Raw genomic sequence first — 14,626 nt, forward strand, 5'->3', positions numbered from 1 at the left:
AAAACCAGCGTCCCGAAATCACGCCGAACCAGCTGGTGGGACATGCCTCGGCGGAGCGGACTTAAATCTCAATGGGCCATGAATATCGGCATCGTGCTTTCTTCGATCATGCTGCGCGTGACTCCGCCAAAGATCGTCTGCCGCCAGCGCGGATGGTTATAGGCGCCCATGACGATCAGGTCGGCGGATATGTCAACGGCATGCTGTCGCAGGACTTCGCCTGCCTGTCGTCCGCCGCTGGCGATGCGGTCCACCTGCACCTTGACGCCGTGACGGGCGAGATAGGCGGCGATGTCGGCGCCCGGCTCCTCGCCGTTCGCGCGCATGCGTGCTACCGGATCCACCATGGTGACGTAAACGGTGTCGGCCTGCTTCAGCAGATCAAGCGATTGCCGGGTGGCACGTGACGCTTCGTCACTGGAATCCCAGGCCAGTAAAACCGATCTCGACGCCGCATTCATCGCCCGTGTTCCGCGGTTGATGAGGATCGGGGTCGGCGTCTGGAAGAGAGCTCCATCGATGATGCGTCTGCGGAGCTGTTCGTCTCGGGCCGCCTGCCGTCCAACCAAAACGACGTCGGCGTAAAGCGCCCTTTCGGCAATGTCTTCATCAGCCCAGGCAAATTCCGTATAGACATCCTGGACCTCATAGGAGATTTCGCTTCGGCCGAGGATCGTCTTGAGCTCGTCCGTCTTCTCGGAGAGCGCGTCGATTTCACGCTGGCGCTCCTCGATCCAGACAGGTGAGATGACATTATAATCTCCGATGAGCGGAGCCGCACCCAGCGCGATCACCAGCGCATTCAGATGCGCGCCGTGTGCTCCGCAAAAGTCGATTGCCGCTTTCAGGTCTTCCTCGAACTGATCGACGCTGAGGATGCTAAGTACCGTCCTGATGGTCATGTCGATATACCTCGCTGATTGATAACAGAAGCATAACCCCCGATATCGGCAAGTTCCTTGACCTTCGTCAAAGCGGTTTCGAATTAAGCCTCGTAGTCTGGCTCCTAACGACAGGAGCAGCCATGGACACCGTAATCTTAGAGTTTCACGGAGCAGCGGGTTCTGTCACCGGATCCTGCTTTCTTCTCAAGTCCGGCGGTGCCCGTATTCTGATTGATTGCGGAATGTTCCAAGGCTCCAAGACCGAGAAGGAGCTCAATTACAGACCGTTTCCGTTTGAGCCTGCCGAGATCGACGCGGTGCTTCTCACCCACGCCCACATCGATCATTCGGGCCTGCTTCCGAAACTCGCCAAGGACGGTTTCAGCGGCCCGATCTACACGACACCCGCCTCGATCGATCTTTGCACCATCATGCTGCAGGATTCCGGGCATATCCAGGAATCCGAGGTTCATCAGCTTAATCGCCGGAACCGCCGGCGCTCGCGCAAAACGGTGGAGCCGATTTACACCGCGGACGACGCACGCAGCATCATGCCGCAATATGTTGCGGTGCGATATGGAGAATGGCGCGAGACGGCAGGCGCAGTGAGGTTTCGCTTCTGGGACGCAGGACACCTTCTCGGGTCCGCTTCGGTCGAGGTTGAGGCAGGCGATGCGGAAAGACCCCTGAGGCTTTTGTTCTCGGGCGACGTTGGGCCTGGCTCCAAGCTTTTCGAAAGTCGCCCGGAAGCTCCGCGCGGGATCGACTATTTGATCTGCGAAACCACCTACGGCGATCGCGAGCGGGAGGAATACGCGTTGCAACAAAGACGCATCCGCCTTCAAAAGCTCGTCGCACAAGCGAACCACCCGAATGGTGTGCTTCTTATTCCATCCTTTGCGGTCGAGCGCACTCAGGAAGTTCTGACGGATCTTATCGCGCTCATGGACGCCGGCACACTGCAGCGGTGCCCCGTCTTTATCGATTCACCGCTGGCCTCCAGAGCGACCGATGCCTTCAAGAAACACGCTCGCGACATGGAGAATGGCGCCAATTTTCTGCGGGCACTCAATGCCCCGAATGTAAGATTTACGGAAACCGCCGAGCAGTCCAAAGCCCTGGACCTCATAAAGGGCTTCCACATCATCATTGCTGCAAGCGGCATGTGTGAAGCGGGCAGGATCAGACATCGTCTCAAGAATTGGCTCTGGCGCAGTGAATGCACAGTTCTCTTCGTCGGGTTTCAGGCGGCAGGCACGCTCGGCAGGATCTTGCAGGACGGCGCGAAGGTAGTGCGGATCCAGGGGGACGAAGTACGCGTGAGAGCGAAAATCGCAACCCTCGATGCTTACAGTGGCCATGCCGATGCAAGCGAGCTGGATGGCTGGGTGATGGAGCGTGGTCCGATCCGCAAAGGGCTATTTCTCGTGCATGGCGAGGATGGCGCTCGCAACGCCATGTCGCGCAGGCTTTCCGGAAAACTACCCATCGAGATATTCTCCCCCCGCCTCGACGACGTCTATGAACTGACCGGAGCATCTGCTCGACTTCTATCGAGGCCGACGCCGGCGCGTTTGCAGCCCGAAGAGATTGGACTTCCGGACTGGCACAACGACTACCAGAACTTCATCCTCGATCTCGCCGACCGATTAAAGGATGCAGCCGATGGCAAGGGCCGCGCTGTCATCCTGCGCCGGCTTGAGCGTGCGCTCGAAGCCGAGACGGACCCGAGCGAACATAGGGGACCGTAGATGCTGTCGACGGAACGAGACTACAAACGAGGCGGCGAGCGCTTCCCCATTCCTTCCCAAAGCGAAGTCGAGGGCAAGCTTCTGATATTCGAAGTGGTTGCCGTCACATGCTTGCAGGAGCTTCTCGCAAACGGGGATTCGAATCTGATCCGCAGGCTTCGCCAAAGGCTCCTACGCAATCTCAAGGAACGATGCGCGCCGTTGAAGTTATGTTGCGACGATGAAAAGGCAACAACGGAATTTGCACTTCATTTGCTGGAAGCGGCCGGCGAAGAGGCAAGAAATGACAGGCAGTAATGCAGCATATATCCGGAGGAGGTTCAATGAGCAGAATTGCAGTTACCTTCAATTCGGGATCGTCGAGCTTGAAGATCGGCGTCTTCAGCATCGGCGCGGGCGACGCACAGCTATTGGCCAGAGGTGCCGTGACGACCGACGGGCAAACACGCTTCAGATACGGAGCGGGGGAGGCCATGCATGAGATCAATCTGTCGACCGCCACAGAAATCGATCCAGCCTTGATTGCCGACATTCTGTCGAGGCTGCTGCCACAAGGTTCGCAGCCGGCGGTAATTGGGCATCGCATCGTCCATGGAGGCCTCAGGTTCACCGGGCCTGCGCTTTTGGACTCGGATACCCAGGCCCTGATCGAGGAGCTGGTCCCACTAGCACCTTTGCACATTCCAGCGGCGCTGAAGGTCATCCGCGCCGTTAGCATGACATGCCCTGAGGTGCCGCAGACAGCGTCTTTCGATACGGCATTTCATACGTCCCAGTCCAGCTTGGCCACACGCCTAGCCATTCCGCGCGCAATGCACGAGGCGGGAATTCGCAGATATGGCTTCCACGGAATTTCCTATAAGTCCGTTTCCGGCAAGCTCAAGAAATTCGCCCCGGATCTCGGCAGCGGCAGAGTTGTTTGCGCGCATCTGGGGAGCGGCGCGAGCCTTTGCGGCATGGTGGATGGTGTCAGCATTGACACCAGTATGGGGTTTTCCGCGCTCGACGGCATACCCATGGCGACGCGACCGGGTTCGATCGATGCCGGGGTCCTGATCCATCTTCTCCGCAATGAATTCCATGACACGGATAAACTCGAGGATTTTCTCTACCACAAATGTGGCCTGCTCGGCGTTTCCGGAGTGAGTGGAGACGTGCGGGTGCTCGTAGAAGACTTTCACCCGGCGGCGCGGGAAGCTCTGGATCTCTTCTGTTTCAGGATCGCCGGCGAAATAGGCAGGCTGGCCGTGTCGCTGGGCGGCGTCGACGCCATCGTCTTCACGGCCGGCATCGGAGAAAATCAGCCAGAAGTCCGGAAGGGCGTGGCGCATCATCTCGCGTGGATGGGACTCGCGCTCGGCGAGACCGCAAACAAGTCGAATGCGACCATGATTAGCGGTCGGGACAGCACCATTGCTGCCTTCGTCATTCCGACCGACGAGGAGCAAGTGATTGCTGATGAGGCGCTTGCCATCGTTAGCCGGCACATCTGACGAGCGTGGAGCTTCGCGCCGCTTGCCTGGCTCCGGCTTGACCATTGTCCGATGGAGCTCCCCGCCTCGAGCAGGGACGGCGGCATGTCTCTGCGAAGCCTCATACCTCCTGCGACATCGCAATCACTTAGGTTCGATCGGCTGATTGATCGAGCGCAATGCGCCGGAGCCAGGCCCGCTTGAAGATGGCCCCGTCAACGCGCGGAAAGGAAAGCGCCATGCCGAAGATAGTGACAGTAACAGCTGTGATCCTCCTCGTCATCCTGGCCGGTTACAGCGGCGCGGCATGGTGGCCGCAGCCGAATCAGTCGGATGACGCGCCCCAGGAGAAGGCGACTTCCAAGAAAGGCTATCCGGATCCATTCATCCCGCCGACAAAGGGCAATGGATTCTGATCTGGCCGACATCGGCGGAAAGCGGTGCCGGTGATCTGCTGCATTGCTGGGACAATTGTCCGGTGAAACGATGCGAGAGGCTTTCGTGCAGGCGGTTTCCGATGCAAGAATGATCACCTGCGCGCCGAATGCGACGCGCGGGGCTGACTCCGGCGACACACCGGCAACCAGGCGTTCAACGACAACTAATCAGCCGGAGGAACGGTGATGGGCATCATCAACGAGCGTGAAGAAGCACTCGAGAAAGAGTACATTATGAAGCTCGAACGTTCATTCCATATCCAGGCCAGACGGGACCGGATGCTGGCACGCTGGGCGGCCGAACTCATCGGACGAAATGACTTCGACGTCATTTTGACGAAGTCATTTCCGCCGGGTTGCTGGAGTCCGGCGACGAGAATGTCTTCAGAAAGGTTCTTGACGACCTGCAATATGCAGATGTCGCGATCGATGCTCACGCGGTTCGCGAGAAAATGAAACGGCTTCTGCGTGAAGCGGCTAGCTCGCTCGACAGCGCTGGTTAGATCTCGATAACATGGGCGGGCAGCCGGCGATTTCAGGCAAGAGATAGGTCATGGCCAGTCCCATTCCCCAGCCATTCGCTCCCAAGCTCCGCGATCGTAGCGGCCTTGTCACTGAAGAGGCCGAGAGCCGGCTGGTGCGTTTCGGTCCAAACATTCTGCCCGAGCCTGAGGCTCCCTCTTTCGCGTTTGTCTTCTTGCGGCAGTTCCGCAGCCCCCTGATTTATATCCTGTTTCTGGCCGCTGCCATCTCACTGGTGATCAGTGACACCAAGGACGCAGTCTTTATCGGCGTCGTCTTGCTGCTGAACGGCTTGATCGGCAGCCTGCAGGAATATTCGGCAGGCCGAGCTGCGCAGGCGCTTCGAAAGCTCGAACAACCGCGTGCCGCCGTCATTCGCGACGGAGAGGTGCGGGGAATCGAAGCACGCCTGCTGGTGCCGGGGGATCTCGTGCTTCTGGAAGCCGGCGGAAGGGTTCCGGCCGACCTCGCACTGGTCGAGGCGACCGACCTTCTGTGCGACGAATCCCTCCTTACCGGAGAAGCCAAGGCGACACGCAAGACGGCGTCGTCGCCCGCCGCGCCGGTTGCGGAGGGCAAGACGGCAACCGCATTCGCGGGCACGCTGGTCACGCGTGGACGGGGCACGGGCGTCGTGACAGGGACGGGACTTAGAACCGAGATCGGCAAGATTGCCGTCGAAATCGGCAGGGCATCCGCATCGCAACCGCCACTGATGATCCGGCTTGCTCGTTTCTCCAATGCGATCGCCTGGGCGGTGGGGGTGACGTCGCTGGTCTTGATCGGCATCGGCCTCATGCGAGGGCTCGCGTGGAGCGATCTTTTCCTCATGTCGGTCGGTCTTGCCGTGAGTGCAATTCCCGAAGGCCTGCCCATCGCAATCTCGATTGCGCTCGCGATCAGCATGCGTCGCATGGCGAAGCGCAACGTCATTGTGCGGCGAATGCCGGCGGTCGAATCGCTGGGCTCCTGCACCATGATCGCCACCGACAAGACAGGGACGCTGACGCTCAACGAGCTCACCGTTACCGATATCCGGCTCCCGGACGGCACCGATCTTGCCGTTGATGCGGATACTGACCTGGACACCTGCGAGATCAAGGCGGCCAATATGAGCGTGGCGGAGGCACGCGTGCGCGCCAGCCGACTGCTCAGAGCGGCCACGCTTCCCAACGAGGGTTTGCTCATGCAGGACGAGAACGGCTGGAAGGGCGTCGGCGACACGGTCGACGTCGCCCTATTGGCCGCCGCGCGTAAGGCGGGCTTGGCGCAAGAGAAGATGGCAGCGGATTATCCCTTGCTCGCCCGCATCCCTTATGAGCCCGATCTGAAATATACTGCCTCCTTCCATCGTGGGAGCGAAAGCGTGCGCATCTTCGCGAAGGGCTCGACTGAGACGCTGCTCAGCATGGCCGACCGGATGGATATCGGCGACCGGGTGGTGGAAATCGACAGAGACAGGCTTCTCGCCCAGAAGGAGGAGATGGCGGCCCGGGGCCTTCGGGTTCTCGCTTTCGCAGATGGCGAAATTCGCGATGATGCCGACGCCACCTTCGGCCACCATCATCTTATCGATCTCGTATTCCTTGGCATTGCGGGCATGCAGGATCCGATCCGCCAGGAAGTTCCGCAGGCGATCCGCGAATGCCGCGCCGCCGGCGTGGAGGTAGCGATGGTGACAGGCGACGACCCCAAAACAGCAGCGGCCATCGCCGCTCAGGCGGGTTTGCACTTCGGCCCGAGCCAGATCACCACCGGCGACGCGGTGCGCGAGGCCGAAGCAGCAGGCCCGGAGCGGCTGGATGAGCTTACGAAACGGGCGCGCATCTATGCCCGCGTCGTTCCCGATCAGAAGCTTGCGATTGTGCTCTCCTTGGCGCGCAACGGCCATTTCGTGGCGGTGACCGGAGACGGGGTCAATGACGCTCCAGCCCTGAAACACGCTCATGTCGGTGTCGCCATGGGCGTGAAGGGTACGGAGGTCGCCAAGGAGAGCGCGGACATCGTCGTTGCCGACGACAATTTCGCCTCCATCGTCAGCGGTATTCGCGAGGGTAGAACCGCCTATTCGAACATTCGCAAAGTCATCCTCATGCTGACGGCGACAGGAGCTGCGGAAATGCTGCTGTTCCTGCTGGCGATTCCGCTCGGTCTTCCAATGCCACTGCTTCCCGTGCAGCTTCTCTGGCTGAATCTCGTCACGAATGGCATTCAGGATGTGACGCTCGCGGGAGAGCCGCCCGAGGGCGACGAACTGGGCCGGCCACCTCGCCGCCCGAAGGAGCCGATCTTCGACCGGCTGATGGTTCGCCGGATCGTCCAGTCCGCGCTCGTCATCGGCGGCGGCGGGTTTGCAGTCTTCTATTGGCTGCTGTCACAGGGCTACCCGGTATCCGAGGCGCGCAATCTGCTGCTTCTGCTTTTCGTCATGTTCGAAAATGTGCAAACCCTCGGCTCCCGTTCCGAACATCACTCGCTCTTCTCGCGATCCTTCTTCAAAAACCCGCTGCTGCTTGGCAGCATCGTCGTAGCCCAGGCCATCCATATCGGCGCCATGCATGTCCCGTGGTTCCGTGAGGTGCTTGGCCTGGCGCCGATTTCGCTCGCGGAATGGGCGCTGACGCTTCTGGCTGCTGGATCACTGCTTGTCGTCATCGAAGTTGACAAGGTGCGTGAACGCACGTCTTCTCGCGCATATCCGAGAAGAATCGAAGCCGAGTAGCTGCCATTGCCTCTTTCGCCAATGGCAGCAAGCTCTGGCTCATCGGGCCATTAAAACCGGCGTGTCGCAGTCCTCGAGAATCGAGGCCGTCACGCCGCCAAATATCCTTTCGCGAAGCCGCGAATGGCCATAGGCGCCCATAACGATCATGTCACAGCCGAGCTCGCGCGCGCGTCTCAGGAGAACCTCCTCGGTTTTGCGTCCACCGCTCGCCAACTGCTCGACAGCAATCTTTACTCCATGGCGCGCTAGGAATGTTGCAAAATCCGCCCCTGGCTCATCACCGCTTTTGAAATAGGTGACATCCGGATCGACGAGTACGAGATGAACCTCCTCGGCTGCGATCAGCAGCTCTAAAGCTGCCTTGGCGGCATTGGCCGCTTCAGGTCGCGAGTTCCAGGCAACGAGCACGTTCGTCGGCTTCAGGCTTGCGGTGCCCGCATTCGGAACAAGCAACAGCGGCGTCTTCGAATCGAAGGTTATTGCCGCCACGACGGTTCTCCTCAGCTCGGCATCAGCGCGTAAGCCATGTCCGATCAAGACGATGTCGGCGTACATGCTGCGCATGCCGATACTGCTCTCCAGGAGAAAGAGATCTTCATAGAGGCAGTCGACATCGAAGGAGATATCGTTCGTTCGGCACAAGTCTTCGGCCTGCAGCCGGATCTTCTGCAGCGCATCTGTCTCCTTCTGCACTTGGTCAATCCAGGCTGTAGTCACCGGGTATTCGACGGTGACCGGCTGCAACGCAGCGCCGACTATCAGAATTGACAGATGAGCGCTGTTCTCGACCGCCAGTTGAATGGCGCTCTTGATCTCTGTTTGAGCATCTGTGGCTCCGACGAGCACAAGCAGAGTTTTCAAAGACATGGTGATCTCCCTCCGGTTTACTTTGGTTGGTCTGAGGGAGGCTACAAGGCTGCCCGAAAGCCGCAATGATCTTTGTCAATAGCCCCAAGCAAGCGTGAGAAGATCAATTGAATTCGTCGCGATTGATCCCCATCAAGGTAGATTCCCGGGAATGGTATGATGAAAGGCTCGTCAGATTTCGCAGGTAAGGAGCCTTCGTTGAACCGTTACTGGAAACTTGCACTTCTGCTCGTCGCCCTGGCGGGTGCCAGCTATGCCGCCTGGCTGTATCAGGCAAACCGGCTTGCCGCGCGGGCCATGATAGGCATCGCGAGCGGAAACGGACGCATCGAGGCCGTCGAAATCGATGTCGCTGCTCGCACGGCCGGACGTCTGTCGGACGTGCTCGTCCATGAAGGCGACTTCGTCGAGGCCGGCCAAGTCGTCGCAACGATGGACGTCGAGCAGCTCAATGCCCAAAGGCGGGAGGCCATGGCGCAACTCTCCAGGGCAAAAATTGCGATCGGCACGGCACGGACGCTGGTTGTGCAGCGGCAGGCGGAGAAGGAGGCTGCGGCAGCCACCGTTTCCCAGAACGACGTCCAGCTTCAGTCGGCGCAAAAGCGGCTTGCCCGCAGTCAGCAACTTTCAAGGAGCGGCTCCGTCTCCGAGCAGACGCTCGACGACGATCGCGCGCGCGCCGACGCAGCGGCGGCCACACTTGGCGCAGCCAAGGCGAATCTCGCCGCCACTGACGCTGCCATCGGCAACGCCGAAGCGCAGGTGGTCGACGCGAAAGCCGCCGTCGAAGCCGCTGAGGCGACCGTCGTGCGGATCGAGGCAGATCTGCGGGACTGCGACCTCAAGGCCCCGCGAAGCGGCCGTATCCAATATCTCGTCGCGCATCCGGGCGAAGTCGTCGCGGCGGGAGGACGAGTCCTCAACCTCCTGGATGTTGGCGATGTCTATATGACTTTCTTTCTGGGAACGGTGGACGCGGGCCGTACCGCAATCGGCAGCGAGGCACGCATCGTCCTCGACGCCGCACCGCAATACGTTATCCCTGCTCGAGTCTCTTTCGTTTCGGACGTCGCCCAGTTTACCCCGAAGACCGTCGAAACCGAGGAGGAGCGCGAGAAACTGATGTTCCGCCTTCGTGCGCAGGTGCCGAAAGAACTGCTGCAGAGATATGTGACGCAGGTGAAGACAGGCCTTCCGGGACGAGCCTATGTCAGGATCGATCCCGCCGCCAAATGGCCGGCCCCGCTTTCGACGCCTCTCACCCCTTGACCTGGAGCATCCTGTGACCATCGAGATGGCAGACTCAGCATATGTCGCCCGCCTGAAGGACGTGACGCATGCCTACGGCGGGTGCAGGGCTCTCGATGCAGTCACGATCGATATTCCGGCAGGTTTGATGGCCGGCCTTGTAGGTCCGGATGGCGTCGGCAAATCCTCGCTCCTCTCCCTGATCGCCGGCGCACGACAGATCCAAAAGGGCGATGTCACTGTGTTTGGCGGCGACATGCGCCGCCCCGGCCACCGTCGCCAGGCCTGCCCTCTGATCGCCTATATGCCCCAGGGCCTTGGCAAAAATCTTTATCCGACACTCTCGGTTTTTGAGAATGCTGACTTCTTCGGTCGGCTGTTCGGCCAGAACCGAGAAGAACGGCAGGACCGCATTCACACGCTCCTGCAGCGCACCGGCCTTTCCGGCTTCGAAGACCGGCAGGCTGGGAAACTTTCGGGAGGCATGAAACAGAAGCTCGGCCTCTGCTGTTCACTGATCCACGACCCAGAACTTCTGATCCTTGACGAGCCGACCACCGGCGTCGACCCTCTGTCACGCCGGCAATTCTGGGATCTTATCGATGACATACGGTCTGAGCGACCGCGGCTCAGTGTGGTGGTGGCAACGGCCTATCTGGAAGAGGCGGCGCGTTTCGACTGGTTGGCGACCATGGATGCCGGCCGGCTGGTGGCGACTGGATCGCCCCGATATCTGCTGGAGAAAACGAAGGCCGCCACGCTTGACGATGCCTTCATCGCACTGATGCCGGAAGACAGGCGGGCATTGCATCACGCTGTGGAATTGCCGCCCCTTCCGATGCGGGGTGAAGCGGATTTCGTCATCGAGGCTGAGGGCCTGACGACACGGTTCGGCGAGTTTACCGCGGTCGATAACGTCAGCTTCAAAATTCGTCGTGGCGAGATATTCGGATTCATCGGCTCGAACGGATGCGGCAAATCGACCACGATGAAGACGCTGACCGGTCTTCTGCCGGCGAGTGGAGGCACCGCAAGACTGTTCGGTAAAACAGTCGACGCGCGCAATATGGATGTCCGCCGGCGCGTCGGCTACATGAGCCAGGCCTTTTCGCTCTACACGGAATTGACGGTCCGGCAGAATCTCGACCTTCACGCGCGGCTTTTCGGATTGCCAGCGAAGATCATCCCTGCGCGGATTGAGGAACTGGGGCTTCGCTTCCAACTCGACGGCGTCATGCAATCTCTGCCTGACACGCTGCCGCTCGGCGTTCGGCAGCGATTGTCGCTGGCGGTCGCTCTCGTCCATGGGCCGGAGATGCTTATTCTCGACGAGCCGACATCGGGTGTAGACCCCATCGCCCGTGACCAACTCTGGGCCACGCTGATCGAACTGTCGCGCAAGGAGAAGGTGACGATCTTCATTTCCACGCATTTCATGAACGAAGCCGAGCGCTGCGACCATGTCTCGCTCATGCATGCCGGCCGCGTTCTGGTGACGGACACGCCCGAGGCGCTCCGCGAAAGCTGCGGCGTCGCCACGCTGGAGGACGCCTTCATCAGCTACCTCAAGGATGCGATCGGCCAATCGTCGAAGACGGATTTCGCTCCATCTGCCATGATCGGCAGGCCGCGTCCCCTTCCCACGGCCAAGCCGCGACGCGCTTTCGACCTTCGCGGCGCTTTGAGCTATAGCCGCCGCGAGGCGCTGGAGCTGCGCCGCGATCCCCTTCGCGCGACCTTGGCCTTGATCGGCAGTGTTATCCTGATGTTCGTCCTCGGCTACGGCATCAACATGGACATCAAGGATCTTACCTTCGCGGCGCTCGATCGGGACGATACGGTCGCCAGCCGCGATTACATCGCAGATATTGCAGGTTCGCGCTATTTCATCGAACAGTCGCCGCTCACCGACTACGCCGATCTCGACCGTCGCATGCGCGACGGCTCGCTGAAGCTCGCAATCGAGATACCACCCGGTTTTGCCGAACGCCTCGCCCGCGGTCATGATGTCGAGATCGGCGCCTGGATCGATGGTGCGATGCCGCAGCGCGCGGAAACGATGCGCGGCTATGTGCAGGGCATGCACAACAGCTGGCTCGCCCGCAAGACACGCGAAATTTACGGCCAAACAGCACCCGGCCAGTTCTCCGTGGAGACCCGTTTCCGCTACAATCCCGGCATCGAAAGTATGGTCGCCATGGTGCCGGCCGTCATCCCGCTCCTGCTGCTTCTGATCCCGGCCATGCTTTCAGCTCTTTCGGTCGTCCGGGAGAAGGAACTGGGGTCGATCGTCAATCTCTACGTCACACCTGTGACGAGGCTCGAATTCCTGGTCGGCAAGCAGTTTCCCTATCTGGTGCTCGGAATGATGAATGCCGCGCTGCTCTTGCTGTTTGCCGTCTTCATCTTTGAGGTTCCGTTCACCGGCAGCCTTCTCGTCTTCACGATATCGGCCTTCCTTTACGTGGTCTTCGCGACTGCTTTCGGATTGATGATCTCCACCTTCATGTCCAGCCAGATCGCGGCGATCTTCGGCACGACGCTTCTGACCATCATTCCGGCCGTGCAGTTCTCCGGCATGATCGATCCGGTCTCGTCGCTGCAGGGCTTTGGCGCAATCATCGGTCGGATCTTTCCGGCGACCTATTTCAACATCATCTCGCGCGGCACTTTTTCAAAGGGGCTCGGCTTCGGCAACCTCGAAACGACCTTGCTTCCGATCCTCGTCGCCGGGCCGTTGCTCCTTGCCGCTAGCGTCCTCCTCCTCAGAAAGCAGGCGAGATGACCATGCGTCTCGCCACTATCTTTCATCTCGGCATCAAGGAATTGCGGGGGCTGATGCGCGATCCGATCCTCCTCGGATTGATCCTCTATTCCTTCACCGTCGCCGTCTATGCTGAAGCGAGGGCCATCCCCCAAACCTTGAACAACGCTCCGATTGCCATCGTCGATGAAGATGGTTCGCCGCTTTCGCTGCGCATCGCCGATGCATTTTTGAGACCCTATTTCAAGCCGCCGGTGACGATCACCGCAGACGAGATGGACACCCGCATGGACGCAGCCACGGATACGTTCGCGCTCGACATTCCCCCACATTTCCAGAGCGACCTCATTGCCGGCAAATCGCCGGTCATCCAGCTCAATGTCGACGCCACCCGCATGACCCAGGCATTTTCCGGTTCGGGTTACGTGCAATCCATTGTTGCTCAGGAAATCACGGGCTTCGCCGCCACACAAACAATCTCCCAAATCCCTCGGGTTGATCTGGCGCTCCGGGCCCGCTTCAACCCCGAGCTCAATCAGACCTGGTTCGGATCGGTAATGAACGTCATCAATATGGTGACGATGCTGTCGATCATCCTTACCGGCACTGCACTAATCCGTGAGCGGGAACACGGTACAGTGGAGCATCTGTTGGTCATGCCGGTTACACCACTCGAGATCATGCTCGCCAAGGTCTGGTCCATGGGACTGGTCGTCTTTGTCGCAACCGGCCTTTCCCTGGTCTTCATGGTGGAGGGCCTCCTCCAGGTGCCGATCGAAGGCTCGCTGGGCCTGTTCATGGCGGGGGCGGCACTCGACCTTCTGGCGACAACGGCAATGGGCATCGCGCTCGCGACAATTGCGGGTTCCATGCCACAGTTCGGACTGCTGCTGATGCTGGTGCTGATGCCGCTGCAGATCCTCTCCGGCGCCACGACGCCGCGAGAGAGCATGCCCGAGGCGATACAGACGATCATGCTCGCGGCGCCGAACACGCACTTCATCACAATGGCACAAGCAATCCTCTATCGTGGCGCGGGCTTTGCGACCGTCTGGCCACAATTTCTCTGGCTTGCAGCGATTGCCGCGGTCTTATTTGTTTTTTCGCTGCTCGGATTTCGCAGGTCGTTGCGGTGACCTCCGACGATCGCCACTGACGATGTCAATTGACGGCGATCAAGGAAGAGCGCCGCAGACGTCGTATCCTGCCGTCAGTTCAGGAGGTAGGAAGATGTTGAAAATTCGATCAATCATGACGCCAAAACCGGCGACGATCGGGCCGGATGCCAAGATCTGGGAGGCTGCCAACGCGATGCTGGATCACGGCATCAGCGGATTGCCCGTCGTCGATCAATCGGGCGGCCTTCTCGGCATCATCAGTGAAAGCGACTTCTTGCGGCGCAGCGAAATCCATACCGACGCAACGCACGGCCTCTGGCGCAATTTCTTCTCTTCACGGGGCGAGTTGGCTGAAGAATACGCAAAAAACTTCGGAAGTACGGTTGGCGAAGTGATGTCCTGTCCGGCGTTGACTGTGCAGCCCGATGCATCAGTCGAAACCGCGGCCGAGCTGATGGCCAGGAAGAACATCAAACGTCTTCCCGTGGTCGAAGGCGACGAAATGATCGGTATCGTGACCCGCTTCGACGTCATGGCCGCGCTCGTCCGCGAGCTTGCAAGCCATTACGCCGCACGAGCCGATAGCGATATCCGAAATGCGTTGGAAGCGGAGCTGGCTCATCAAAAGTGGGGAGATTCCGTGACTCTGCACGTCGCCGATGGGGTGGTTACGCTTGAAGGCCGGGTGCTGGACACACGGGAGAAGACCGCCCTTCACGTGGCGGCAGAAAGCACGATCGGCGTAAAGCGGGTGGATGACCGGATCCAGGTCGTGGCGCCTCCCGACATGCCGGTGCCGCCACCCGGCTTCTATCTATGACGGCTGTGCGCGGCGACC

At 59.9% G+C, this 14,626-nt stretch carries 12 protein-coding genes and 1 pseudogene; 11 read left to right on the forward strand and 2 right to left on the reverse strand.

The genetic code is table 11. The annotated features are described in order from the left end of the window. Window positions 1-68: 68 nt before the first annotated feature. Window positions 69-902, reverse strand: coding sequence for a universal stress protein (locus J0663_RS24240; RefSeq protein WP_207244588.1), 834 nt, complete (start codon window positions 900-902; stop codon window positions 69-71). 122 nt (window positions 903-1,024) lie between these two features. On the opposite strand from J0663_RS24240, the gene J0663_RS24245 reads away from it, so the two are divergent. The 7 genes and pseudogenes from J0663_RS24245 to J0663_RS24270 all read left to right on the forward strand — a co-directional run bounded on the left by J0663_RS24245 (window position 1,025) and on the right by J0663_RS24270 (window position 7,788). Continuing rightward, the gene (locus tag J0663_RS24245; protein ID WP_207244589.1) at window positions 1,025-2,635 is read left to right on the forward strand and encodes an MBL fold metallo-hydrolase; all 1,611 of its coding nucleotides are present in this window, start codon (window positions 1,025-1,027) and stop codon (window positions 2,633-2,635) included. After that, a complete protein-coding gene (locus tag J0663_RS24250; RefSeq protein WP_207244590.1) occupies window positions 2,636-2,932 on the forward strand; it encodes a hypothetical protein in 297 nt (98 codons plus the stop codon). It abuts the gene before it with no gap. Window positions 2,933-2,958: 26 nt separating this feature from the next. Continuing rightward, window positions 2,959-4,128, forward strand: a complete 1,170-nt coding sequence (locus tag J0663_RS24255; RefSeq protein ID WP_207244591.1) for an acetate/propionate family kinase — start codon at window positions 2,959-2,961, stop codon at window positions 4,126-4,128. Between the two features lie 218 nt (window positions 4,129-4,346). Further along, the gene (locus tag J0663_RS24260; RefSeq protein ID WP_207244592.1) at window positions 4,347-4,523 is read left to right on the forward strand and encodes a hypothetical protein; all 177 of its coding nucleotides are present in this window, start codon (window positions 4,347-4,349) and stop codon (window positions 4,521-4,523) included. Between the two features lie 207 nt (window positions 4,524-4,730). Further along, window positions 4,731-4,853 (forward strand): annotated as a pseudogene (locus J0663_RS31825) (ATPase inhibitor subunit zeta); the annotation flags it as partial. A 47-nt stretch (window positions 4,854-4,900) separates the two neighbouring features. Then, window positions 4,901-5,047, forward strand: a complete 147-nt coding sequence (locus tag J0663_RS31830; RefSeq protein WP_375337014.1) for an ATPase inhibitor subunit zeta — start codon at window positions 4,901-4,903, stop codon at window positions 5,045-5,047. Window positions 5,048-5,097: 50 nt separating this feature from the next. After that, a complete protein-coding gene (locus tag J0663_RS24270) occupies window positions 5,098-7,788 on the forward strand; it encodes a cation-translocating P-type ATPase (protein ID WP_207244594.1) in 2,691 nt (896 codons plus the stop codon). 39 nt (window positions 7,789-7,827) lie between these two features. On the opposite strand, the gene J0663_RS24275 is transcribed toward J0663_RS24270, so the two are convergent. Further along, a complete protein-coding gene (locus J0663_RS24275; protein WP_246590414.1) occupies window positions 7,828-8,724 on the reverse strand; it encodes a universal stress protein in 897 nt (298 codons plus the stop codon). Window positions 8,725-8,856: 132 nt separating this feature from the next. Here J0663_RS24275 and J0663_RS24280 point away from each other — a divergent pair, with 132 nt between their 5' ends. The 4 genes from J0663_RS24280 to J0663_RS24295 all read left to right on the forward strand — a co-directional run bounded on the left by J0663_RS24280 (window position 8,857) and on the right by J0663_RS24295 (window position 14,608). Next, complete coding sequence (locus tag J0663_RS24280; protein ID WP_375337015.1) at window positions 8,857-9,927, forward strand: HlyD family secretion protein; 1,071 nt, start codon at window positions 8,857-8,859, stop codon at window positions 9,925-9,927. Window positions 9,928-9,952: 25 nt separating this feature from the next. Then, window positions 9,953-12,691, forward strand: a complete 2,739-nt coding sequence (gene rbbA, locus J0663_RS24285; RefSeq protein WP_207244596.1) for a ribosome-associated ATPase/putative transporter RbbA — start codon at window positions 9,953-9,955, stop codon at window positions 12,689-12,691. Window positions 12,692-12,693: 2 nt separating this feature from the next. Then, entirely contained in the window at window positions 12,694-13,806 is a 1,113-nt protein-coding gene (locus J0663_RS24290) for an ABC transporter permease (protein WP_207245479.1), read from the forward strand. Between the two features lie 94 nt (window positions 13,807-13,900). Then, window positions 13,901-14,608, forward strand: coding sequence for a CBS domain-containing protein (locus J0663_RS24295; RefSeq protein ID WP_207244597.1), 708 nt, complete (start codon window positions 13,901-13,903; stop codon window positions 14,606-14,608). Window positions 14,609-14,626: the final 18 nt, after the last annotated feature.

Source organism: Rhizobium lentis (genome assembly GCF_017352135.1).
GTDB classification, from domain to species: domain Bacteria; phylum Pseudomonadota; class Alphaproteobacteria; order Rhizobiales; family Rhizobiaceae; genus Rhizobium; species Rhizobium lentis.

Coding starts and splice junctions, on each gene's coding strand:
- J0663_RS24240 (WP_207244588.1), bottom strand. CDS start 902: ATGACCATCAGGACGGTACTTAGCATCCTCAGCGTCGATCAGTTCGAG.
- J0663_RS24295 (WP_207244597.1), top strand. CDS start 13,901: ATGTTGAAAATTCGATCAATCATGACGCCAAAACCGGCGACGATCGGG.
- J0663_RS24270 (WP_207244594.1), top strand. CDS start 5,098: ATGGCCAGTCCCATTCCCCAGCCATTCGCTCCCAAGCTCCGCGATCGT.
- J0663_RS24245 (WP_207244589.1), top strand. CDS start 1,025: ATGGACACCGTAATCTTAGAGTTTCACGGAGCAGCGGGTTCTGTCACC.
- J0663_RS24290 (WP_207245479.1), top strand. CDS start 12,694: ATGCGTCTCGCCACTATCTTTCATCTCGGCATCAAGGAATTGCGGGGG.
- J0663_RS24260 (WP_207244592.1), top strand. CDS start 4,347: ATGCCGAAGATAGTGACAGTAACAGCTGTGATCCTCCTCGTCATCCTG.
- rbbA (WP_207244596.1), top strand. CDS start 9,953: ATGGCAGACTCAGCATATGTCGCCCGCCTGAAGGACGTGACGCATGCC.
- J0663_RS24250 (WP_207244590.1), top strand. CDS start 2,636: ATGCTGTCGACGGAACGAGACTACAAACGAGGCGGCGAGCGCTTCCCC.
- J0663_RS24255 (WP_207244591.1), top strand. CDS start 2,959: ATGAGCAGAATTGCAGTTACCTTCAATTCGGGATCGTCGAGCTTGAAG.